The sequence below is a fragment of the Methylobacterium sp. J-118 genome (genome assembly GCF_057836565.1).
Map to the genome: position 1 here is coordinate 446,127 of NZ_JBYQFA010000001.1, position 20,274 is coordinate 466,400.

The window sequence follows — 20,274 nt, forward strand, 5'->3', positions numbered from 1 at the left end:
GCGGGCCTCAGAGGTTTGACCGATGCGTTTCGCCCACTTCTTCGTCGACAGGCCGATCTTCGCGTCGGTCACGTCGATCGTCTTCCTAATCCTCGGCTTCGTGGCCTACGAGACCCTGCCGGTCTCGCAGTACCCCGAGATCGTGCCGCCGACCGTGACCGTGCGCGCCTCCTATCCGGGCGCCAACGCCGAGACCGTCGCCGCCACGATCGCGACGCCGATCGAGCAGGAGGTCAACGGCGTCGACAACATGCTGTACATGACGTCGTTGTCGACCAACGACGGCAACATGCTGCTGACCGTGACCTTCAAGGTCGGCACCAACCTCGATATCGCCAACGTGCTGGTGCAGAACCGCCTTTCGGTCGCCCAGCCGCGCCTGCCGCCGGACGTGCGCAACCTCGGCGTCACCGTGCGCAAGGCCTCGCCCGACCTGATGCTGGTCGTGCACCTGCTCTCGCCCAACAAGACCTACGACCAGAACTACCTCGCCAACTACATCTACCTGAACATCCGCGACGAGCTGCTGCGCCTCGACGGCGTCGGCGACATCACGATCTTCGGCGGTAACGAATACGCCGAGCGGATCTGGGTCGATCCCAACAAGCTCGCCGCCTACGGCCTGTCGGTGACCGACGTCACCACGGCGCTGCAGGAGCAGAACGTCCAGGTGGCGGCCGGCCAGCTCAACGGCCCCCCGGCGGCACCCAGCGAGGCGTTCCAGCTCGTCGTGCAGTCGCAGGCGCGGTTCAAGACGCCCGAGCAGTTCGCAGAGGTGATCATCAAGGCGCAGGACGGGCGCCTCGTCCGGGTGAAGGACATCGCCCGCGTCGAGATGGGCCAGAAGGACTACACGACCAACTCCTACCTCAACGACACGCCGGCGGTGGGCATCGGCGCCTTCCAGCGGCCGGGCACGAACGCGCTCGACGCGGCGACCTCGGTCAAGAAGGTGATGGAGACGGTCAAGAAGAACTTCCCGCCGGACGTCGAGTACCGGATCGCCTACAACCCGACCGAGTTCATCGAGGAGTCGATCCAGGAGGTCTACAAGACCCTGTTCGAGGCGGTGGGCCTGGTCGTCATCGTGGTGCTGGTGTTCCTCCAGAGCTGGCGGACCGCCCTGATCCCGGTGATCGCGATTCCGGTGTCGCTGATCGGTACCTTCGCGGCGATGGCGGCCTTCGGCTTCTCACTCAACAACCTGACCCTGTTCGGGCTGGTGCTGGCCATCGGCATCGTGGTCGACGACGCCATCGTGGTGGTGGAGAACGTCGAGCGCAACATGGCCGAGGGGCTCTCCCCCGGCGACGCCGCCCACAAGACCATGGACGAGGTCGGCGGCGCGGTCATCGCCATCGCGCTGGTGCTCGCCGCGGTGTTCGTGCCGACCGCGTTCATCCCGGGCATCTCGGGCCAGTTCTACAAGCAGTTCGCGCTGACCATCGCGGCCTCGACGCTGATCTCGGCCTTCAATTCGCTGACCCTGTCGCCGGCGCTCTGCAAGCTGCTGCTCGTGCCGCACCACGCCCGCAAGGAGCCGAAGTTCTTCCTGACGCGGTTCGTGGCCTGGCTGGCCAACGGCTTCAACCGCGCCTTCGATGCCACGTCGAACGCCTACGGCCGGGCCATTCGCGTCCTCACCGGCGGGATCGTCGGCATCGGCGTGATGCTGCTGGTCTATGCCGCCGTGATCGCCGGCACCCTGCACCTCGCGCAGACCACGCCCACGGGCTTCATCCCGGACCAGGACCAGGGCTACCTGATCGGCGTCGTGCAGCTCCCCTCCGGCGCCTCCCTTGACCGCACCACGGAGGTGATCCTGCGGGCCGCCAAGCAGGCCAGGACGGTGCCCGGCGTCGCCAACGCGGTGATCATCGCGGGCTTCGACGGGGCGACCTTCACCAACACCACCAATGCCGGCGTGATGTTCCTCACCCTAACGGGGGCCAAGGAACGCGCCGGGCAGGGGCGCAGTGCCGGGGTGATCACCGGCGAGGTGCTCAAGGCCACCGCGGACATCCAGGAGGCGCGGGTGATCGTCATTCCGCCGCCGCCCGTCCGCGGCCTCGGCAATGGCGGCGGCTTCAAAATGCAGATCGAGAGCCGCCAATCCTCGGATATCGGCCCGCTGATGGCGGCGGCCGGCGAGGTGATCGGTCAGGCCAACCAGAGCGCCGATGTCCAGCGCGTCTTCACGACGTTCGACAACTCGACGCCGCAGCTCTTCCTCGACATCGACCGCACCATCGCGCGCATGCTGAACGTGCCGCTGGCCAACGTGTTCTCGTCGGTCCAGGCCGATCTCGGCGGCACCTACGTCAACGACTTCAACACCCTGGGCCGGATCTACCAGGTGCGCCTGCAGGGCGACGCCGCCTTCCGCACCTCGATCCAGGACATCTCGCAGATCAAGGTGCGCTCCTCGACCGGCGCGCTGGTTCCGATGGGCACGCTGGCCTCCGTGCGCGATGTGACCGGCCCGCAGATCGTGCAGCGGTTCAACCTGTACTACTCGGTCCCGGTACAGGGCGTGGCCAAGCCCGGTGTCTCCACCGGACAGGCCCTCGACGCCATGGAGGCGATTGCCAAGAAGGCCCTGCCCGACGGCTTCGCCTACGACTGGACCGAGATCGCCTTCCAGCAGAAGGCCGCGAGCGGCACCGCCGGCGCCGTGTTCGCGCTGGGCGTGCTGCTGGTCTTCCTGGTGCTGGCCGCGCAGTACGAATCCTGGGCCCTGCCGCTCGCGATCCTGCTGGTGGTGCCGACCGGCGTGCTGGCCGCGCTGGCGGGCGTGCAGTTCCGGGGGCAGGACAACAATATCCTGACCCAGATCGGCCTGATCGTGCTGATCGGCCTGGCTGCCAAGAACGCGATCCTGATCGTGGAATTCGCGCACGACATCGAGCAGCGCGAGCACCGCGGCCCCGTGGAGGCGGCGGTGGAAGCCTGCCGCCTGCGCCTGCGCCCGATCCTGATGACCGCCTTCGCGTTCATCCTCGGCACCCTGCCGCTGGTGATCGCCACCGGTCCCGGCGCCGAGATGCGCCAGGCGCTCGGCACCGCGGTGTTCTTCGGGATGATCGGTGCGACCTTCTTCGGCCTGTTCCTGACCCCGGTTTTCTATGTGGTGATCCGGCACCTCTCAAACTGGCTCGGCCGGTTCCGCAAGAAGCACACGCACGGGGATCACGGGGACGCCGCGCCCGCCCACGGCTGATACGCCGTTCGCAGCCGCGCCGGATCCGTGGGGATCGGGCGCGGCATGCGCGCAACGGTCGGGCCCGCCGGGTGTACAGGCTTGGACCATGCACGCCCTCGGCCGCCTGTTCCTCGGGGCCTTCGCCCTCCTCCTCGCCGTCCCGGCGGGCTTCGCGGTGCTGGCCCTGGCGCTCCTCGTCGACCCGACCGCACAGGCGTGGCTGACCGGCGGGGCGCTCGCCGGGCTCGACATGGCCCTGTCCGACATCTCCGCGGGCCTGCCGCCGGAATCGCTGGCGCTACTGATCGCCGGCCTCGCCAAGGCGCTGTTCGTGCTGCTGGTCGTGCCCCCGGCGCTCATCGGCCTCGGCGGCGAGATCCTCGGGCGGCGCGGCCTTCTGTGGTACGGCGCCGGCTGCGGGGCGCTGACGGCCGCCCTCCCCTGGTTTGCCCGGGGCGCGACGCGGTCCGGGGAGGCCGGCCTCGACCCGAATCGCCTGGCCGCTGAGGCGCGACTGACCCTGATCCTGTTCGTCGCCGGAGCCTGCGCCGGCCTGGTCTACTGGCTGGTCGCCGGTCGCGGGGCCGGTCCCGCCCGGGACGACCGCCCGGCCGGGGCCGCGTGAGGCGCACCGGCGCCGGGCGCCCTTGGCCCCGGGCGTCCGGGCGCGCTACAGGGAGGCCGCCACCCCTCGGATTCCGATGCTCGCCCTGCGCTCCCTCGCCTTCAACATCTGCTTCTACGCCGTCACGACCGTCCTGGCGGTCGCCGGCCTGCCGACGCTGATCTCCGGGCGGGCGGTGCTGGGGCTGGCGCGCCTCTGGGGACGGATCACCCTGTGGCTGCTGCGGGTGATCGCGGGCACGCGGGTCGAGTTCCGAGGCCTTGAGAACATCCCGGAGGGGCCGCTCCTCGTCGCGGCCAAGCACCAATCGGCCTTGGAAACGCTGGCGCTGGGCACGGTGCTGCCGAACTTCGCCTACATCCTGAAACGGGAGCTGTTGTTCATCCCGCTGATCGGCTGGTACCTGTCGCGCAGCGGCATGGTGGCGATCGACCGGTCCAAGGGCAACCGGGCCATGAGCCTGATGAACGCCGCCGCCGGGGAGGCGATCCGCCAGGGCCGCCAGCTGATCATCTTCCCGGAGGGGACCCGCCGTCCGGCGGGGGCGCCGCCGGCCTACAAGCAGGGCCTGTCGCACCTGTACACGGCCCTGCAGGTCCCCTGCCTTCCCGTGGCCCTGAACACCGGCCTGTTCTGGCCGCGCAACAGCGTCGTCCGCCGGCCCGGCACCGCCATCATCGCGTTCCTGCCGACCATTCCCCCGGGCCTGTCCCGGCAGGAATTCCAAGCCCTCGCGCAGGAGCGCCTGGAGGCGGCCTCGAACGCCCTCGTGGAGGGCGGCCTCGGCGGATCGGCCGCTGCCGGCCAGCCGATTCCGGCCACCGAAGTCCGCGCGGTGGCGGCGCGGCGCCACTGAAGTCCCGCCTGCACCGCCCGTGCGTGAACGTTCACGCACGGGCGGTGCAGGCTTGTGGATAACGGGTACAGATCCCATTTTCTGACCAAACGACGTCGTCCTTGACGGCTGTGGATAGACCGCGCTAGGTTGGAACAAATGGCGAACAGAAGAGCCCTGTCCTGGTCGGCCGCGCTCCGCGACCTGAAGGACGATCGCAGCCGGAGGCAGGATGTGCGCGAAGAACGTCTCAAGACGACAGCCGGCCTGCGCGGCACGCCCGCGCTCCCGCTCTCGGCTTGGCGCGGCCGCTCCGGCCGTCGCTACGTGGTCGGGGTCCATCCGGCCGGGGGATTCGACCTCGACGAGATGGCGCAGGCCGTGGTGATCGCGGTGCGCCGCGACGCGTCCGGGATCGCCGAGATGCTGTCGGTCGCCACCTCGAAGGAGAGCCCGCGCGACCATCTCCGCCGGACCTGGCTGGACCGTGTCCGGCACGGCGGCGCCACCGAGATGCATGTGCATCGCCTAGCTGAGAACGAGGCCGAGCGGGTGGCGATCGTGGCGGACCTGCGGGTGGATACGGCGGAACCGGCTCAGGTCTGAGCTGGAAAACCCGGGTCTTCGCGCGGTCCGGTCCGGGCAACCATCGAACGGGAAAGCCGCCGCCCCAGTTTCGCCCCTTGCATGGCTTCAAGCCGGGGTCGGAATGCCCCGACGGGACCGGGGTGCGGAGCGAAACGCATGGCGCAGGATCGGACGCGGCCGGAGAGCGCGGCACAGACGCCCCCGGGGCGGGTCGCAGTTCGGTCGCGGCGTGGGCTGTTCCTGCCCTACATCCTGCTCGCCCTCGTGGTGGTCGCGTGGTCGATCGGCTGGGTCTGGATCCGTAGCCGGGCGGCCAGTGAGATCGATGGCTGGATGGCGCGGGAGGCAGCCGCAGGTCGCAACTGGGCCTGCGCCGACCGGTCGCTGACCGGGTACCCCTTCCGCATCGAGCTGCGCTGCAGCACCGTGACCCTGGAGCGGTCGGACGGTCGCTTCCGTTTGGGGCCGAGCACCGCGGTGGCGCAGGTCTATCAGCCGCGTCTCGTCGTGTTCGAGAGCGCCGGTCCGTTCCATGTCGAGCAGGGCGCCCTGATCGGTGACGCCGCTTGGCGCGCCCTGCAGGGCAGCTTCCACGGTGCCTCGGACGGGTTCACCCGGGCCTCGGTGGTGATCGACGATCCGACGGTCACCGTCGCGGGTGCCGATCCGGGACCCATCGCCATCTCGGGCCAGCATCTGGAACTGCATGCCCGGCCCGATCCCGGCCGCTACGCGTCCGAGGGCGCGGTGGATGTCAGCCTGCGCCTCGCGCAGGCCGCGGTTCCGCAGCTCGACGCCCTCACCGGCACCCAGGATCCGGCCGACCTCGCCCTCGACGCGACGCTGGCCCAGGCCACCGTGCTGCGCACCGGGCCGCTGCCCCGTGAGCTGGAGCGCTGGCGTCAGGCCGGCGGCACCCTGGACATCACGGCCCTGTCCCTGGCCAAGGGGCCGCAGCGCGTCCAGGCGAAGGGCACGCTGGCCATCGATGCCGCCCACCGGCCGGCGGGCCAGATCGACCTGCGGGCGGCCGGGATCGATGCGCTCGTCGGTAACCTCGTCGGCCAGCGCTTCGGTTCGGACCGGGGCGCCCTGGTCGGCCAGCTCGTTGGCGGCCTGCTGGGGCTGAGCCGGCGCCCGCAGCCGGACGCGCAGGCCGATACCGTGCCGCTGAAGGACCTGCCCCCGCTCCGCCTCGTCGACGGCAAGCTCGTCTTCAGCGGCTTCCCGATCCCCAACGTCCACGTGCCGGCGCTGTATTGACGCCGGCGCGCGCGCGGCGGGCGGGATCATGCGCTATAAGGTGCCGATGGCCTCCGAGACCGTCTTCCCGCCCCGCGTCAAGATCTGCGGGCTGAGCACCGAGGACACCCTCGATGCCGCCTTAGGGGCGGGCGCGGACTGGATCGGCCTCGTCCATTTCCCGCGCAGCCCCCGCCATGTGGACCTCGCGCGGGCCGCAGCGCTGTCGGCCCGCGCCCGGGGGCGGGCCGAGCGCGTGGTGCTGCTGGTCGATCCGGACGACGTCCTCCTGATTCGCGCGGTCGAGGTCGTGGATCCGGACCTGATCCAGTTGCATGGGCGTGAGAGTCCCGAGCGGGTCGCGGCGATCCGCACCCTGACCGGGCGTCCGGTGATGAAGGCGATCGGCGTCGCGACGGCCGCGGATCTCACGCCGCTGGCCGCCTACGCGGCCGTGGCCGACCGGATCCTCCTGGATGCCAAGGCGCCCCCCGGGGCGATCCTGCCGGGCGGCAATGGCCGGCGCTTCGATTGGACGATCCTCGCTGGCCTGGACTTGCCGCGGGACACGATGCTGTCGGGGGGGCTCGACGCCGCCAACGTCGCCGAGGCCCTGGCCTGTACCGGCCTCGGCGCCGTCGATGTCTCTTCGGGGGTTGAATCGGAGCCCGGCGTCAAGGATCCGGAGCGGATCGCGGCCTTCGTGGCGGCCGCGCGGGCGGCGCGCTGACCTTACCGCGGCGCGGGCAGCGCCGCGCGGCCGGTATTCGGCACGGTGTAGGGGCCCGGCACTTCGCTCTCCGGCGCGTAGGTCCGTAGCCGTGACGCCTCGCGCTCGTAGCGCACGGCCTCCCGGCGGTGATGACGGGCCCGGGCTCGGGTCCTGCCCTGGCCCAGCCACGTGAAGATGCCGCCGACGACGATCCCCAGAGCCACCGCGCCGAATAGGATCGCGTAGAGCGGCAGGTCGACGCTGAACACCGGCGCGTCCGCGTTGAACGGATCGAAGGAGAGCCGGACCGGTGCACGGTTGGCCACCGCCAGCAGGATCACCAGAGCGGCGACCGGCAGCAGCACGAGGCTCTTCAGAAAACGGATCATCGCGCTCACAGCTCTCTTCCTACTCTGCGGCCGAGGCGCTCTCGCCGATGCCCGCCGCATTGAGGCGCTGGCGCATCTCCTTGCCGGTCTTGAACACGGGGATCGCCTTCTCGGACACGGCAACGGCCGCCCCCGTCCGCGGGTTGCGTCCCCGGCGCGCCTCGCGGCGCTTCACCGAGAAGGCCCCGAAGCCGCGAAGCTCCACCCGGTCGCCGCGGGCCAGTGCGTCGGAGATGGTATCGAGGATCGCGTTGACCAGGATCTCCACGTCACGCTGGTAGAGATGCGGGTTCTGCTCGGCGATCTTGAGGACGAGCTCCGACTTGATCATGGCGCCTAATCTTCTCGCGGGATCGGGGCGGGCTTCGTGCGGCGGCCCGGTCAGGGTTCCGGGTGCCACAGGGCGAGGAGCCCGCCGCGGGCAGCCTCCGCCTCCGCTCCGACACTCCTCAACCGCGCCGCGACGCTGTCGAAGCCGAGGAGATCCGCCCCGAGGCCGGCGGCGGACCAGAGCGAGAACCCGCTCTCCGTTGCGGGCTTCCAGTCCTTGACCGGAAGATCCTTCGGGACGCCTTTGGTGCCCTCCAGCCACGCCACCGCCTGGCGCTCGCTGCCGAGTTCATCGACGAGCTTCAGCGGCACGCTCTGGCGCCCGCTGAACACCCGTCCGTCCGAGACCGCCGCGACCTGGCCGGCATCCATGCCCCGGCGCTCGGCGACGAGGCCCTTGAACCAGGCATAGGTGTCTCCGACCACCGCGGCCAGGGCGGCGCGCGCCTCCGGCGTGGTCGGAGTGAAGCCCGAGGGCTCGGCCTTCAGCGGCGACGACTTCACCGACTCGACCTTGACGCCGACCTTGTCGAGGAGGCCCGAGAGATCCGGATATTGGAACAGCACGCCAATGGAGCCGACGAGGCTCGTCTCGCGCGCGACGATATGGTCGGCCGCGATGGCGGTGATGTAGGCGCCCGAGGCCGCGGTGCCGTCCACGAAGGCGACCAGCGGCTTCTTGGCGGCGAGCGCCCGCAGGTTGCGGAAGATCTCCTCCGAGCCCGTGGTGGTGCCGCCCGGCGAATTGATCGAGACGATCACGCCCTTCACGGCATCCGCTTCGCCGACGCGCTTCATCAGCTTGGCGGTCGACTCGCTGCCGGCGATGAAACCCGAGACCGAGATTCGGGCGATCTGCGGCTGCACGGCGAAGCCGCCTTCCGTACCGGTCCGCACCCGGTAGCCGAGGGCGCCGACCGCCACGATCAGGCCGCCGATTCCGAGCACGCGCCAGAGGGACAACCTGCGGCGGAGGCGCCGCCGGTCAATCAGCAGTTCGGCGTCGGCTGCCATGCTCACGCTTCCCCTTGCCTGCCTGGGCTGGCCCCGTGACGGGGTGCGGAGGCGAGGCTCCGCGCCGGGCAAGTCCTTGGTTTCCTTTGCCACGCGCGGCCGGAGCCGTACGAGGCCGGTGTTCTAGAGCATTTTCCGCAGGCCTGGATATGGGCCGCGCGAAGAAAATGCGGCACCCGGCCCCGGCCGTCGAGCCAGCCTGGTCTTACGTGGCCTGCAGCGTCGCGTTTCCGGACAAGGGGCAGATCAAAATGTCGATCGCCGCCGTACGGCCGATCGAATGCGACGCCGACGTGAGCAATCCGCACGAAACTCAAGTGTAACCAGAATCGTCAGCGTCTATCGCAGCACGACACCGCATCCGAGGGATTGATAACGGTCAGGCCGTCTGCCTCGAACGGACCGGTGTCGCGGGTGGCCACCATCATGCCGCGTGCAGCGTCCGTGGCGGCGCTAGAGCCGTCCGCCCGGTGAGGGCTCTGCCGGCCGTCCTCGCCCGTGCCCTCAGCGCGGCATAAGCCTGGGACGCGCCCAGATCGGAGGACAGGATCCGCCGCGAGAAGGCGGGCAGGACCTCGCGTTCCAGGCGCTCCTGATCGATCGCGCGCCGTCGGCCGTCCGGCATCGCCGCAGGGCCGAAGCGCAGTGCAGCCATGGTGATCGTGGACGGGTAGAGGGTTTCGATCTTCTGCCCATCGATCCAGGCGACCACCCTGGGATCCGGTTCGACCTTCCAGGGCTCGCAAATCACGCTGGCATCGAGGACGATCATTCAAAGCGCATCGGTCCGACCGCCGTTTGATCGCGCACCGCTCTGAAATGCTTCGCTTCGGTCATTCCAACGGCTTCGCGCGCGATGGACACCAGCAGCGACCCTAGCTCCAGACGACCTTTGGGCTTGGCGGCCTGCGCGAGAAGACTGCGAATTTCCGCCCCTGTGCTGCGACCGTGCAGAGCGGCCCGGGTGCGAAGGGCGCGATGCACCGCCCGGGGACATTGCGGATCGTGATGGACGGCATCGATCCAACCTCCGGACCCGGACGGTAATGATTGCAGTCTTCTACAGTGCGATCACGTCAGGCGATCGAGCTGGGAGGGGGCGGATCAGGCCCTCCGAGCGAAGCGGCAGCCGCAGGAAACGCACGAAAAAGCCCGCGCGGGACAGGTGTCCCACACGGGCTCTTCTGGATCCTTCCGAAGCCGCCGCCCGGCCGAGCCGGGCGGCGAGACCGTCGGTCTCAATCGTCGTCGGAGCGCTTCTTGTTGAAGGCCGCGCCGAGGATGTCGCCCAGCGAGGCGCCCGAATCGGCGGAGCCGAACTGGGCCATCGCCTCCTTCTCCTCAGCCACTTCCAGGGCCTTGATCGAGACCTGGACGCGGTGGGCCTTGCGGTCGAACTGCACGACCCGGGCGTCGAACTTCTCGCCGGCGGCGAAACGCTCGGGGCGCTGGTCGCCGCGGTCGCGGGCGAGTTCGGCGCGGCGGACGAAGGTGGTCATGTCGGTGTCGACGATCTTCACCTCGACGCCGGCATCCTTCACCTCGATCACCTCGCAGGTGACGATCTGGCCCTTCTTGATCTCGCCGGCCTCGGCGAAGGGGTCACCGCCGAGCTGCTTCACGCCCAGCGAGATCCGCTCCTTCTCGACGTCGACGTCGAGGACCTGGGCGCGGACCATGTCGCCCTTCTTGAACTCCTCGATGACCTGCTCGCCGGGACGGTTCCAGTCGAGATCCGACAGGTGGACCATGCCGTCGACATCGCCCTCGAGGCCGATGAACAGGCCGAACTCGGTCTTGTTCTTGACCTCGCCCTCGACCTCGGAGCCGACCGGGTGCTTCTCGGAGAAGGCCTCCCAGGGGTTCTGCAGGGTCTGCTTGAGGCCGAGCGAGATGCGGCGCTTGACCGGATCGACCTCCAGGATCTGGACCTCGACCTCCTGGGAGGTGGAGACGATCTTGCCCGGATGGACGTTCTTCTTGGTCCAGCTCATCTCGGAGACGTGAATCAGGCCCTCGATCCCCGGCTCCAGCTCCACGAAGGCGCCGTAATCGGTGATGTTGGTCACGCGGCCCTTGAGCTTGGCGCCCTCCGGGTAGCGGGCGGCGATGCCCTCCCACGGATCGGCCAGAAGCTGCTTGATGCCGAGCGAGATGCGGTGCGTCTCGTGGTTGATCTTGATGATCTTGACCTTGACCGTCTGGCCGATGGTCACGACCTCGGACGGGTGGTTCACGCGGCGCCACGCCATGTCGGTGACGTGCAGCAGGCCGTCGATGCCGCCGAGATCGACGAAGGCGCCGTACTCGGTGATATTCTTGACGACGCCGTCGATGACCTGACCCTCTTCGAGGTTGGCCACCAGCTCGGAGCGCTGCTCGGCGCGGCTCTCTTCGAGTACGGTCCGGCGCGACACGACGATGTTGCCGCGGCGGCGATCCATCTTGAGGATCTGGAACGGCTGCGGGGTGCCGAGCAGCGGGGTGACGTCGCGGACCGGGCGGATGTCGACCTGCGAGCGCGGCAGGAACGCCACGGCGCCGTCGAGGTCGACGGTGTAGCCGCCCTTGACCTGGTTGAAGATCGTGCCGGTGACGCGGTCGTTGTTCTCAAACGACTTCTCGAGCTTGACCCAGCTCTCCTCGCGGCGCGCCTTGTCGCGCGAGATGACGGCCTCGCCGAGCGCGTTCTCGATCCGGTCGACGTAGACTTCGACCTCGTCGCCGACCTTCAGCTCGCCTTCCCGGCCGGGGCCGGTGAATTCCTTGAGTGCGACACGGCCCTCCGTCTTGGCGCCGATGTCGATGACGGCCACGTCCTTCTCGATCGCGACGACGCGACCCTTGACGACGGACCCTTCGGTGATCTCGTGCTCGAGGAAGCTCTCCTCGAGGAGTGCGGCGAAATCGTCGCGGCTCGGGCTATGCCCCAGAGCGGTACCTGCGGTCATTCCATCTCCTGAACGGCCTCCCTCGGAGGCCCGTTGCGCCGGCGGCTCGCGTTGCAGACACCCCCGTCCGCCGCGGCCACCCCCTGCATTTTCCGGGAGAGGCGACCGGTCCCAAAAGAACCGGCTTGCCGACGCGTCGATACGGATGACGAGGACGGTCTGTCCGGCGGCTCAGCGGGCGCGCCAGAAGACGAGCGCGCGAGAGCGGGTCCGGAAAGACACCGGGTGCCTTACAGCAACAGTACCGGGACTTCAACCGAAGGCGGTTTCGCTGCCGCGGCGGGCGATGACGAAGCCGTGGCGGTCTTGCCGGCTGCCGCGGGAGCGCTGTACGACCTCGGGTCCATGGAGGCATGGTCCGGACGCGGCGACACGCGCCCCCTGGACACGATCGCCCAGTCGAGGAAGGGTCGGCGCCGTCAGCGGCTTGCCTGAGAGCCGGCGATCGGAGAACGAAACGTGCGTCGCTTCGATAGCAGTATGCACGTCTAAGGCATCAGAATACCCTGCGTCCCGCATCCCGGAAAATGGAAGGCTGAGCGTCCGATGCCCGCCGGATACAGCACGCCGATGGAGATGTTGGCACGGAAACTCGACAGCAGCGGGCGCCTGGGGGAGGCCGAGCGGGCCGCGGTCCTGAACCTGCCCCATAGCATCCGGAGCCTGCCGGCCCGGCACGACATCGTCCGGTTCGGCGACCAGCCGAGCCAATGCTGCCTCGTGCTCCAGGGCTGGGTGTCGCGCTATGCCGCCCTGTCGGAGGGGGGGCGGCAGATCCTGTCGTTCTATGTCGCCGGCGACATGCCCGATCTGCAGAGCCTGCACCTCCACCGGATGGACCATCACATCGCCAGCCTGACGTCCTGCACGATCGCGTTCATCGCGCACGACGCCCTGCACCGGGTCTTCCGGCGATACCCGACCCTCACCGGCGCGATGTGGCGCGAGACCTTGATCGATGCCGCGCATTATCGCGAACGGATTACGAGTCTCGGCCGGCGGCAGGCCCTCGGCCGGGTCGCCCACCTGTTCTGCGAACTCTATCTCCGTCAGCGCGCCGTGGGTCTAGCGAGCGGGCTGCGCTGTCCCATGGCGCCCAAGCAGGCGGAGATGGCCGACGCCTTGGGCCTCACCAGCGTCCACCTGAATCGGGTGCTGCGAACGTTGCGGACGCGCGGCCTCGTCAGCCTGAGCGGCGGTACGCTGACCATCGAGGACTGGGATGCGCTGGCGGCGGTTGCCGAGTTCGACCCGACCTTCCTGAATCTGGATCGCACCGTCGTGCCCGTCCGCGAGGCCGCCGACCCCGTCTGACGCAGCGCGGACCGCCTCAGGCAGCCCGGGCCAGCGTGTCGGCGGCGCCGGGGACCTCGTCCGTGTGGACGTCGAACCGCACCAGGGCCGCCGCGCCGAAGCTCGTCGTCAGGGCGCAATCGGTGGCGTCGCGTCCGCGGGCCATGACGATGCGGCCGATCCGGGGGCCGTTGTGGCGGGCGTCGAAGGTGTACCAGCGCGGTCCCCCGGGCCCGTCGAGGTAGACCTCGAACCAGGCGGAGAAATCCATCGGCGCCGGGTCCTTGGGCACGCCGATGTCGCCGAGATAGCCGGTGGCGTAGCGGGCCGGGATGTTCATGCACCGGCACAGGGTGATGGCGAGGTGGGCGAAGTCGCGGCAGACGCCCTCGCGCTGCATGAAGCCGTCATGGGCGGTGCGGGTGGCGTCGGCGCGCTGGTAGTCGAAGCGCAGGCGCTGGTGGGCGTAGTCGACGATCGCCTGGACCCGGGCCCAGCCCTCCGGGGTCGAGCCGAACAGCGACCAGGCGGTCTGCGAGAGCTTGTCGGTGTCGCAGTAGCGCGAGCCGAGCAGGAACATCAGCACCGCGTCCGGCAGATCCTGGACCGCGATCTGGCGCGCCTCCGGCACCACCGGGTCGGGCAGGCCGTCGTCGGCGATCGTGAAATCCGCCGCCATGGTGATCGGGCCGCCGGGGGCGACGATGCGCGTGCACAGGTTGCCGAAGGCGTCGATGTGCTGGTGCGCCGGCACCGGGGGATCGAAGGTGATGATCTCCGGCGTGACCAGATCGCCCTGGCGCTCCGGACGCACGTTCAGGAGCAGGTTCATCGGGGTCGGGCCGAAGGTGTCGAGGGTGATCGTGAAGCCGGTGCGGACGTGCATTGGGAAGGACCGTATCGAAGATCGGCGCGGGGCCGAGCGAAGGCGACGTGGACAGTACAGGCCCGTAAAAACTCGAATGTGGACCCGGTTCCACAGCGCGTTGCTGTTTCGGGCGTCGCGGTGCCCGAATATTCGGCATGGCAGCGGGGATGTCGATTGCGCGCGCGGGCGCGGTCCCGGAGCCGGCCGCATACCGTTCGGGCGATCCTGGCCTGTTCCTGCGCCATGTTGCATCGCACAGGGCGCCCTCGTATCCCTGCGGGCCCTGCGCCGCGGTCGGCAGCCACTCGGCCGCCGCGACCCTTCGCCAGACGATCGATGCCGATGACGCCCGACAAGCTCTCCATGCCCAAGGACAAGATCCGGGTCCTGCTGCTCGAAGGCATCAACGACAGCGCGGTCGGGCTGATGCAGGCGGCCGGTTACACCAACCTGACCCGGCTCTTGAAGGCATTGGACCGGGACGCCCTGCATGAGGCGCTGCAGGGCGTGCACATGGTGGGCATCCGCTCGCGCACGCAGCTCGACGCCGCGGCGTTCGAGGCGGCGGACCGGCTGCTGGCGGTGGGCTGCTTCTCGGTGGGCACCAACCAGGTGGACCTGGAGGCAGCGCGTCACCGGGGGATTCCGGTGTTCAACGCACCCTTCTCCAACACCCGCTCGGTGGCAGAGCTGACGATCGGCGAGATCGTGATGCTGCTGCGCCGGATCGTGCCGCGGTCCGTCGGCGCCCATGCGGGCCGGTGGGACAAGTCGGCTTTGGGCTCCCTCGAAGTCCGCGGCAAGACGCTCGGCATCGTCGGCTACGGCAATATCGGCACGCAGCTCTCGACGCTGGCCGAGGCCATGGGCATGCGCGTGCTGTTCTACGACCACACCGACAAGCTGCGCCACGGCAACACCGAGCCGACCAAGACCCTGCACGACCTGCTCGGCCAGTGCGACGTGGTCTCGCTGCACGTGCCCGAGACGGAGGCCACCGCTAATATGATCGGCGCGGCCGAGATCCGGGCGATGAAGCCCGGTGCCTTCCTGATCAACAACGCCCGCGGCACGGTGGTTGACCTCGACGCCCTGGCGGCGGCCCTGCGCGACGGCCACCTCAAGGGTGCGGCCATCGACGTCTTCCCGGTGGAGCCCGGCTCCAATGCCGAACCCTTCGTGAGCCCGCTCCAGGGGATCGAGAACGTGATCCTCACCCCGCATATCGGCGGCTCCACCGAGGAGGCCCAGGAGCGCATCGGCTCCGAAGTGGCGCGCAAGCTCGTGGATTATTCCGACATCGGCTCGACGGTCGGGGCGGTCAATTTCCCGCAGGTCCAGCTCCCCGCCCGGCCGACGGGCACGCGCTTCATCCACGTCCAGCGCAACCTGCCCGGCATGCTCGGCCGCCTGAACGACGTGTTTTCCCGCGGTCACGTCAACATCGCGGCGCAGTTCTACCAGACCGACGGCGAGGTCGGGTACGTGGTGCTGGAGACCGATGCCACCGATACGGATGCCGAATCGCTGCTGACGGAGATCCGGGCGATCCCGGGTACGATCCGGGCGCGGCTGCTCTACGAGCGGCGCTGAGCGCGGCACAACACCGAGATCCGCGATATCGACGCCGCGGGTGTGAACGGTCGCCGTGTTGCAGCGTTCGTCTTGCGCGGCCACGCTGGCCGCTGTTCTAGTGACACGCGGCCGATACTGATCGAACGGTCGACCGGCGGAGGATTTGCGGTGACGAAGCGTGTTTGGTGCGCATGGCTTGGGCTGGCGCTCGGTCTCGCCGGGACGGCCTCGGCCCCCTCCGGCGCCTCGGCGGATTGCCTGCGCCGAGTCTACAACCGCTCGAATCTCGTCCTGGTGGCACGCCAGGACGGCGGGCCGCCGGCCATGCTGCTCCCGGGGCAATCCCTGCCGGTGCGCCTGTCACGGCCCGGACAGCTCGACCTCGCCGCCTATTGCGGCGTGCCACAGGCCGGGGGTTCACCAGTGACCCAGAGGACCTTCGACTACGAGGCCGTGCTCGACCGGTGCTTCGTGCGCTTCGGCGGCGACCTGTTCGTGCCGCAGATCGGACGGGGCTTCATCGGCCTGCAGGAGACCGCGCCGTTCACCGTCAACAACCCGCAGCAGGGCGACATCGTTCTGGGACCGATGGCGCAGCCCGCCTGCGCGGTGCCGGGGATCGTCCTCGACCGCCGGGGCTGAGCGTCAGAGGTAGTGACGGAACACGACGCGCCGATCCTCGACCGCCCCGGGCGATGGGGGCGTCGGCGGTCCGATGAGGGGGCTGAGGAGGCGCAGGCCGATCAGGCCAAGGGCCGCGATCGCCGGGGCGACGAAGCGGAACGGGCGAACGAGCATGAGCGCCTCCATGGCGGGCTCGCGGGCCCAGGACATGTCCTGCAAGCAGCCCTGGCGCGCTCCATCATCATTGCACCCGCGCCCAGATCTGGACGTGCAAAAGCGCACATCGAACACCCCGGGCGGACGACCGGTCTCGTCCAAGCCGTGTTACGGCGGCGCGTTTGCGTCGGCGGCGTCGCTGGCATGTCGCGCCATGCCCTCCTATGCTGTCCGGATCGGGGGCCGCCCGCGACGGTGCGGCGAGAGCCGGGGCGGTGCTCCCGACAGGGAATCGATGGCGTGAACGAGGACGCGCGTATGCTGAGCCAGACAGGGAGCTCGATCCTCCGAGGCGATCTCGGAGTCGAGGAGACGTTCGAATCCGACAACATCGTCCGCTGGGACGGCGAGAGGCTCTACGTGGAGCAGGACGTCTTTCACAACGGCCAGCTCGTCCATCGCAAGTACCGTCGCACCGTCACCGAATCCGTGGCTCGGGTCCTCTGGTCGATCATCAACCGCGCCAAGCAGTGATTCTCGTAGGGCGGCCTGCGCAGACCCGTCCGCAAGTCCAGCCGGCCAGACCTTTGAAGGTGTCGCGCGGCTTTGTTCGGACCATCCCCTGTCCCGGACGCATAAAACGTCAGCGGAACGCGCCCCAGGACCCAGCGCCGGACGTCGCGCGCACCCATAGACCGCACGAAGCTCATGCGGTCCGTGGCACATCCGACCGGACGGGCGGAAGTAAGTGCCTAGCAGTTCGGCTCCGGGCGCGGCGGCTACGCGGCGGCCGCGGTCGGTGCTCCGACGAGGGCGAGCCGGGGCGGAGCCAGGGCGTCAAGGCGGTCGTGCGCAGTGTCGAAGGCGGCCCGGATCGTCGTGGTCGCATCCTCGACGGCGACGAGCACCGCCAGCTTCTGGGCGCTGGCGCGATCGGCGATGCTGCGTGCGGCCGAGACCAGGGATTGTTCCAGATCGAGCAACTCCGTTTCCGCGTCCTCTCCGGCGTTGCGCGTGGCGGCCGCGAGGCGTTCAAGTACGGCCTGGAGGGCGTGACGCAAGACAAGAGTCCGTACACGCTCCTGAAGGAGCGCCCGTTCATCGATCTTCATCGGAATCAATCCGCGTCTGGGAACACGGTTAAGCTCTCACGTTTCCCCGGATCGTGCAGCCACTTTTTTGCAACAGCAAAATACAGTCTCGAGCCGGCCCGGATCTGGGCGAGCGGCCACCTGACCGTAAGATCCTCAGAAGAGAGCATGCGGGCCCGTCGTACGGGGCCGTCGCGGCGTCTCTGGCTCAGTACGGCGTCCCGCGCAGGCGCCGCTCGCGAAGGGCCTCGGCATACCACGCCAACTCGTCGAGAAACCGCACGGCGGACGTGTCGAGCCACGGCGCGGTGGGTGTACCCTCGGGGTCGATCGCCGTCTGGAGCCGGGGGATGGGAAGGAGCGAGGGGATGCTGGGCATGCCCATCTCGGCGAGCATCGCCCGGAGCGGCATCGCCGCGCGGACGCCGCCGAACTGGCCGGCCGAGTAGCAGCAGATCGCCGACGGCCGCCAGAAATACTCTTCGAGGAAATAGTCCAGCGTATTCGAGAGCGCCGGCGGAACGCTGTGATTGTACTCGGCGGTGACCACCAGGAAGGCGTCGGACCGCCGATAGAGCGCGGCCAGCCGTTCGAGCGGTTCGGGAGCGGTGCCGGCCGGATACTCCTTGTACATCCGGTCAAGCAGCGGAAGCTTCAGCTCGGCCGGGTCGACCAGTGGAGCTTCATGCCCGCGCGCTTCCAGCCGCGCCGTCAGGAAACGGGCGGCGCGGATGCCGATGCGGTCGCTCCGGACGCTGCCGAGGATCACGGGCACGGTGAGGGACATGACAACCTCCGGTCGGATCGATCATGCCAGAGGACGGCCCGCCGCTCCAGGCGGCGCCTGCCGGAGGGCGGCTCAGGCCTTCGATGAAGTCGTCAGCGCGGCGGCCGCGATACCGATGGGACCGCCCGTGGCGTAGGCGGCGATGGCCTTCGTCACCTGCGTCAGCAGGGATTGCAGCCCGTCCCCGGATTCCATGCTCGCGGAGGATCCGGTGGCCGAAGCGGAGGCAGAGGTCGAGGTCGCGTCCGTGGCGGTGCCGGATTGCCCGACCTGCGCGTCATCCGAGTCGTCCGGCGGCGGGGCATGGTGGCCGTGATGGTGGTGGACGGGGGCCGCGCCGCTCGAGGCCTGGCTGGCATCAGCCGTGCCGGATGTCGCAGTGGTGCCGGATGTCGCCGTGGTGCTGGACGCGTCGCCGGTGTCCGCCGAGGACGTGACCCCGGTCTGGAGCCCCATCTGGCTGAAATCGGATTGCAGCTGCAGGAGCGACGCCATCAGGTCGCTGGACATGGCCGGCGTCGAGGCCGCGGTGCTCGTCTGCGTGGCGCTGCCGGTGCCCTGCGTCGTGCCGGCATCCTGGCTCGCCGTGCTGAATCCGCTGGCATCGACCTGCTGGGCGCCGGCGGCACGTGCCTGGCGCAGGGCGCTGACGAGATCCTGCTTGAGAGATGTGCCTGATACCGCGTTCACCGACATGACAAGCCCTCACGACCTTCCTGCCGTCAGGTGAGGCACGGTGCGTTCCAGAATTTTTCCAATGATATCAAGGGCGCGCCTGCGCGCTATGCGGGCAGGATCGGCAGCGCGGCAAATTCTGCCGGCTCGAACGACCCCCATCGATCCTGACGGAGCGCTAGGAGAACCCGAGCCGCGCGCGGATCTGTGCGGGTGTCACACCGGTCTGCCGCAGATCGGCCAGCGACTGCGAGCCCCGCGACTTGGCGAGCTTCTCGCCGCCGGCGTCGCGGAGCAGCGCATGGTGCCGATAGCGCGGGGTCGGCAGGCCGAGCAGCCTCTGGAGGAGCACGTGGAGGTCGGTGGCCGCCTCCAGGTCGCGGCCGCGGACCACGTGGGTGATCTCTTCCCGCGCGTCGTCGTGGACCACGGCGAGGTGGTAGCTCGTCGGGACGTCGCGACGGGCGATCACCACGTCGCCCCACCGGGCGGGATCGGCGGCGACGGGGCGCGCACCGGTCGCGTCGAAGGCGACGTATCCGTGCGTCGCGCCGGCCTGGCGCAGGGCCGCCGCCATGTCGAGGCGCCAGGTATGCGGCCAATCCCGGGCGCGATGCTCCGCCGCGACCGCCGGGTCGAGGCCGCGGCACGTGCCGGGATAGAGCGGCACGCCGTCCGGATCGCAGGCAGTCCCGGCGCCTGCCCGGATCTGCGCGCGGGAACAGAAGCAGGGATAGGCGAGGCCGCGGTCGATCAGGCCGTCGCGGGCGACGCGGTAGGCGTCCATGTTGGCGGATTGGTGCCGCACCGGCTCGGGATAGGTCAGGCCGAGCCAGGCCAGGTCCGCGACGATCGCGTCGATCAGAGCGGGCTTCGAGCGCTGGGGATCGATGTCCTCGATTCGCAGGCGGCAGAGGCCGCCCATCCGGTCGGCGAGGTCGGCATTGAGCAGGGCCGAATAGGCGTGGCCGAGATGGAGCCGCCCGTTCGGGCTCGGCGCGAAGCGGAGGACCGGCGCCCCCGAACTCACCCGTCGCCGCGGCGCAGGCAGTGCGGCACGCCGGGCTGGCAGGCGATGCCCGGGAGCGAGCAGGCCGGTCCCTCGGCGAGGCGCTGGCAGACCCGGCAGCCGTCGCTCCATTCGAGGCAGGCCGGATCCTCGGCGACCGGCCGCGGGGCCGCCCCGTGGCGGGCCGGCAGCAACGCGCCCAGGAGAACGGTCGCGACGACGAGCGCCACGGTTCCCCAGGCGGCGAGCACGCCGCTCGACGAGCGCGGTTCGGACGACGAGGGAGCGGCTGACGACATGGCGTCCTG

General features: G+C 69.5%; 22 protein-coding genes and 2 pseudogenes. 11 read left to right on the forward strand and 13 right to left on the reverse strand.

What is annotated here, in order from left to right; translation table 11 throughout:
- Positions 1 to 22 precede the first annotated feature (22 nt).
- From AC3IF3_RS02095 to AC3IF3_RS02120, 6 genes are all read left to right on the forward strand, one after another.
- Positions 23 to 3,220 (forward strand): efflux RND transporter permease subunit, encoded by a 3,198-nt coding sequence (locus AC3IF3_RS02095; RefSeq protein ID WP_243970640.1) that lies wholly within the window; start codon positions 23 to 25, stop codon positions 3,218 to 3,220.
- Positions 3,221 to 3,308: 88 nt separating this feature from the next.
- Entirely contained in the window at positions 3,309 to 3,827 is a 519-nt protein-coding gene (locus AC3IF3_RS02100; RefSeq protein ID WP_243970638.1) for a hypothetical protein, read from the forward strand.
- A gap of 76 nt (positions 3,828 to 3,903) precedes the next feature.
- Positions 3,904 to 4,683 (forward strand): lysophospholipid acyltransferase family protein, encoded by a 780-nt coding sequence (locus AC3IF3_RS02105; RefSeq protein ID WP_489227051.1) that lies wholly within the window; start codon positions 3,904 to 3,906, stop codon positions 4,681 to 4,683.
- 138 nt (positions 4,684 to 4,821) lie between these two features.
- The gene (locus AC3IF3_RS02110) at positions 4,822 to 5,268 is read left to right on the forward strand and encodes a hypothetical protein (RefSeq protein ID WP_489227053.1); all 447 of its coding nucleotides are present in this window, start codon (positions 4,822 to 4,824) and stop codon (positions 5,266 to 5,268) included.
- Positions 5,269 to 5,406: 138 nt separating this feature from the next.
- Positions 5,407 to 6,513, forward strand: coding sequence for a DUF2125 domain-containing protein (locus tag AC3IF3_RS02115; protein ID WP_489227055.1), 1,107 nt, complete (start codon positions 5,407 to 5,409; stop codon positions 6,511 to 6,513).
- A 28-nt stretch (positions 6,514 to 6,541) separates the two neighbouring features.
- Positions 6,542 to 7,222, forward strand: a complete 681-nt coding sequence (locus AC3IF3_RS02120; protein ID WP_489227056.1) for a phosphoribosylanthranilate isomerase — start codon at positions 6,542 to 6,544, stop codon at positions 7,220 to 7,222.
- 2 nt (positions 7,223 to 7,224) lie between these two features.
- On the opposite strand, the gene AC3IF3_RS02125 is transcribed toward AC3IF3_RS02120, so the two are convergent.
- From AC3IF3_RS02125 to sppA, 3 genes are read right to left on the reverse strand one after another with little or no spacing between them, the layout of a single operon-like run.
- A complete protein-coding gene (locus AC3IF3_RS02125; RefSeq protein WP_243970697.1) occupies positions 7,225 to 7,593 on the reverse strand; it encodes a LapA family protein in 369 nt (122 codons plus the stop codon).
- A 19-nt stretch (positions 7,594 to 7,612) separates the two neighbouring features.
- Entirely contained in the window at positions 7,613 to 7,924 is a 312-nt protein-coding gene (locus tag AC3IF3_RS02130; protein WP_091785957.1) for an integration host factor subunit beta, read from the reverse strand.
- A gap of 50 nt (positions 7,925 to 7,974) precedes the next feature.
- Positions 7,975 to 8,937: a signal peptide peptidase SppA gene (gene sppA / locus AC3IF3_RS02135; protein ID WP_243970629.1), complete on the reverse strand. Its 963-nt coding sequence runs from the start codon at positions 8,935 to 8,937 to the stop codon at positions 7,975 to 7,977.
- 149 nt (positions 8,938 to 9,086) lie between these two features.
- Here sppA and AC3IF3_RS02140 point away from each other — a divergent pair, with 149 nt between their 5' ends.
- The gene (locus tag AC3IF3_RS02140) at positions 9,087 to 9,260 is read left to right on the forward strand and encodes a hypothetical protein (protein ID WP_243970627.1); all 174 of its coding nucleotides are present in this window, start codon (positions 9,087 to 9,089) and stop codon (positions 9,258 to 9,260) included.
- Positions 9,261 to 9,269: 9 nt separating this feature from the next.
- Here the strand turns inward: AC3IF3_RS02140 and AC3IF3_RS02145 are convergent.
- From AC3IF3_RS02145 to rpsA, 3 genes and pseudogenes are all read right to left on the reverse strand, one after another.
- Positions 9,270 to 9,709 (reverse strand): annotated as a pseudogene (locus AC3IF3_RS02145) (PIN domain-containing protein).
- Positions 9,706 to 9,956: pseudogene (locus AC3IF3_RS02150) on the reverse strand (FitA-like ribbon-helix-helix domain-containing protein). Before AC3IF3_RS02150 ends, AC3IF3_RS02145 begins: the two co-directional pseudogenes overlap by 4 nt.
- A gap of 219 nt (positions 9,957 to 10,175) precedes the next feature.
- Positions 10,176 to 11,888: a 30S ribosomal protein S1 gene (rpsA, locus tag AC3IF3_RS02155; RefSeq protein WP_243970625.1), complete on the reverse strand. Its 1,713-nt coding sequence runs from the start codon at positions 11,886 to 11,888 to the stop codon at positions 10,176 to 10,178.
- Between the two features lie 546 nt (positions 11,889 to 12,434).
- Here rpsA and AC3IF3_RS02160 point away from each other — a divergent pair.
- Positions 12,435 to 13,202, forward strand: coding sequence for a Crp/Fnr family transcriptional regulator (locus AC3IF3_RS02160; protein WP_489227057.1), 768 nt, complete (start codon positions 12,435 to 12,437; stop codon positions 13,200 to 13,202).
- 16 nt (positions 13,203 to 13,218) lie between these two features.
- Here the strand turns inward: AC3IF3_RS02160 and AC3IF3_RS02165 are convergent, their stop codons facing one another.
- Entirely contained in the window at positions 13,219 to 14,067 is an 849-nt protein-coding gene (locus tag AC3IF3_RS02165) for a transglutaminase-like domain-containing protein (RefSeq protein WP_489227058.1), read from the reverse strand.
- 324 nt (positions 14,068 to 14,391) lie between these two features.
- Between AC3IF3_RS02165 and serA the strand changes: the two genes are divergently transcribed.
- Both serA and AC3IF3_RS02175 read left to right on the forward strand, forming a co-directional pair.
- On the forward strand, positions 14,392 to 15,642 hold the full coding sequence (gene serA / locus AC3IF3_RS02170; protein ID WP_489227060.1) for a phosphoglycerate dehydrogenase: 1,251 nt from the start codon (positions 14,392 to 14,394) through the stop codon (positions 15,640 to 15,642).
- Between the two features lie 150 nt (positions 15,643 to 15,792).
- Positions 15,793 to 16,266, forward strand: a complete 474-nt coding sequence (locus AC3IF3_RS02175) for a hypothetical protein (protein ID WP_243972665.1) — start codon at positions 15,793 to 15,795, stop codon at positions 16,264 to 16,266.
- 3 nt (positions 16,267 to 16,269) lie between these two features.
- Here AC3IF3_RS02175 and AC3IF3_RS02180 read toward each other — a convergent pair whose 3' ends face one another.
- Entirely contained in the window at positions 16,270 to 16,422 is a 153-nt protein-coding gene (locus AC3IF3_RS02180; RefSeq protein ID WP_489227062.1) for a hypothetical protein, read from the reverse strand.
- Positions 16,423 to 16,722: 300 nt separating this feature from the next.
- Between AC3IF3_RS02180 and AC3IF3_RS02185 the strand changes: the two genes are divergently transcribed.
- The gene (locus AC3IF3_RS02185) at positions 16,723 to 16,938 is read left to right on the forward strand and encodes a hypothetical protein (protein WP_489227064.1); all 216 of its coding nucleotides are present in this window, start codon (positions 16,723 to 16,725) and stop codon (positions 16,936 to 16,938) included.
- Positions 16,939 to 17,183: 245 nt separating this feature from the next.
- Here the strand turns inward: AC3IF3_RS02185 and AC3IF3_RS02190 are convergent, their stop codons facing one another.
- From AC3IF3_RS02190 to AC3IF3_RS02210, 5 genes are all read right to left on the reverse strand, one after another.
- On the reverse strand, positions 17,184 to 17,516 hold the full coding sequence (locus AC3IF3_RS02190) for a hypothetical protein (protein WP_489219524.1): 333 nt from the start codon (positions 17,514 to 17,516) through the stop codon (positions 17,184 to 17,186).
- 187 nt (positions 17,517 to 17,703) lie between these two features.
- Positions 17,704 to 18,282 carry an NADPH-dependent FMN reductase gene (locus AC3IF3_RS02195; RefSeq protein ID WP_489227065.1) on the reverse strand — a complete coding sequence of 193 codons (579 nt, stop codon included), beginning with the start codon at positions 18,280 to 18,282 and terminating at the stop codon, positions 17,704 to 17,706.
- Positions 18,283 to 18,354: 72 nt separating this feature from the next.
- Positions 18,355 to 18,978 carry a cell wall anchor protein gene (locus AC3IF3_RS02200; RefSeq protein ID WP_243973592.1) on the reverse strand — a complete coding sequence of 208 codons (624 nt, stop codon included), beginning with the start codon at positions 18,976 to 18,978 and terminating at the stop codon, positions 18,355 to 18,357.
- A gap of 157 nt (positions 18,979 to 19,135) precedes the next feature.
- On the reverse strand, positions 19,136 to 19,987 hold the full coding sequence (gene gluQRS, locus AC3IF3_RS02205; RefSeq protein ID WP_489227068.1) for a tRNA glutamyl-Q(34) synthetase GluQRS: 852 nt from the start codon (positions 19,985 to 19,987) through the stop codon (positions 19,136 to 19,138).
- Positions 19,984 to 20,265 carry a hypothetical protein gene (locus AC3IF3_RS02210; RefSeq protein WP_243973590.1) on the reverse strand — a complete coding sequence of 94 codons (282 nt, stop codon included), beginning with the start codon at positions 20,263 to 20,265 and terminating at the stop codon, positions 19,984 to 19,986. The genes gluQRS and AC3IF3_RS02210 overlap by 4 nt, the downstream gene beginning before the upstream one ends.
- Positions 20,266 to 20,274 lie beyond the last annotated feature (9 nt).

Bases quoted from the DNA above. Each gene is read 5' to 3' on its own strand.
- AC3IF3_RS02095 (WP_243970640.1), top strand. From the start codon at position 23: ATGCGTTTCGCCCACTTCTTCGTCGACAGGCCGATCTTCGCGTCGGTC.
- AC3IF3_RS02100 (WP_243970638.1), top strand. From the start codon at position 3,309: ATGCACGCCCTCGGCCGCCTGTTCCTCGGGGCCTTCGCCCTCCTCCTC.
- AC3IF3_RS02105 (WP_489227051.1), top strand. From the start codon at position 3,904: ATGCTCGCCCTGCGCTCCCTCGCCTTCAACATCTGCTTCTACGCCGTC.
- AC3IF3_RS02110 (WP_489227053.1), top strand. From the start codon at position 4,822: ATGGCGAACAGAAGAGCCCTGTCCTGGTCGGCCGCGCTCCGCGACCTG.
- AC3IF3_RS02115 (WP_489227055.1), top strand. From the start codon at position 5,407: ATGGCGCAGGATCGGACGCGGCCGGAGAGCGCGGCACAGACGCCCCCG.
- AC3IF3_RS02120 (WP_489227056.1), top strand. From the start codon at position 6,542: ATGCGCTATAAGGTGCCGATGGCCTCCGAGACCGTCTTCCCGCCCCGC.
- AC3IF3_RS02125 (WP_243970697.1), bottom strand. From the start codon at position 7,593: ATGATCCGTTTTCTGAAGAGCCTCGTGCTGCTGCCGGTCGCCGCTCTG.
- AC3IF3_RS02130 (WP_091785957.1), bottom strand. From the start codon at position 7,924: ATGATCAAGTCGGAGCTCGTCCTCAAGATCGCCGAGCAGAACCCGCAT.
- sppA (WP_243970629.1), bottom strand. From the start codon at position 8,937: ATGGCAGCCGACGCCGAACTGCTGATTGACCGGCGGCGCCTCCGCCGC.
- AC3IF3_RS02140 (WP_243970627.1), top strand. From the start codon at position 9,087: ATGGGCCGCGCGAAGAAAATGCGGCACCCGGCCCCGGCCGTCGAGCCA.
- rpsA (WP_243970625.1), bottom strand. From the start codon at position 11,888: ATGACCGCAGGTACCGCTCTGGGGCATAGCCCGAGCCGCGACGATTTC.
- AC3IF3_RS02160 (WP_489227057.1), top strand. From the start codon at position 12,435: ATGCCCGCCGGATACAGCACGCCGATGGAGATGTTGGCACGGAAACTC.
- AC3IF3_RS02165 (WP_489227058.1), bottom strand. From the start codon at position 14,067: ATGCACGTCCGCACCGGCTTCACGATCACCCTCGACACCTTCGGCCCG.
- serA (WP_489227060.1), top strand. From the start codon at position 14,392: ATGACGCCCGACAAGCTCTCCATGCCCAAGGACAAGATCCGGGTCCTG.
- AC3IF3_RS02180 (WP_489227062.1), bottom strand. From the start codon at position 16,422: ATGCTCGTTCGCCCGTTCCGCTTCGTCGCCCCGGCGATCGCGGCCCTT.
- AC3IF3_RS02185 (WP_489227064.1), top strand. From the start codon at position 16,723: ATGCTGAGCCAGACAGGGAGCTCGATCCTCCGAGGCGATCTCGGAGTC.
- AC3IF3_RS02190 (WP_489219524.1), bottom strand. From the start codon at position 17,516: ATGAAGATCGATGAACGGGCGCTCCTTCAGGAGCGTGTACGGACTCTT.
- AC3IF3_RS02195 (WP_489227065.1), bottom strand. From the start codon at position 18,282: ATGTCCCTCACCGTGCCCGTGATCCTCGGCAGCGTCCGGAGCGACCGC.
- AC3IF3_RS02200 (WP_243973592.1), bottom strand. From the start codon at position 18,978: ATGTCGGTGAACGCGGTATCAGGCACATCTCTCAAGCAGGATCTCGTC.
- AC3IF3_RS02210 (WP_243973590.1), bottom strand. From the start codon at position 20,265: ATGTCGTCAGCCGCTCCCTCGTCGTCCGAACCGCGCTCGTCGAGCGGC.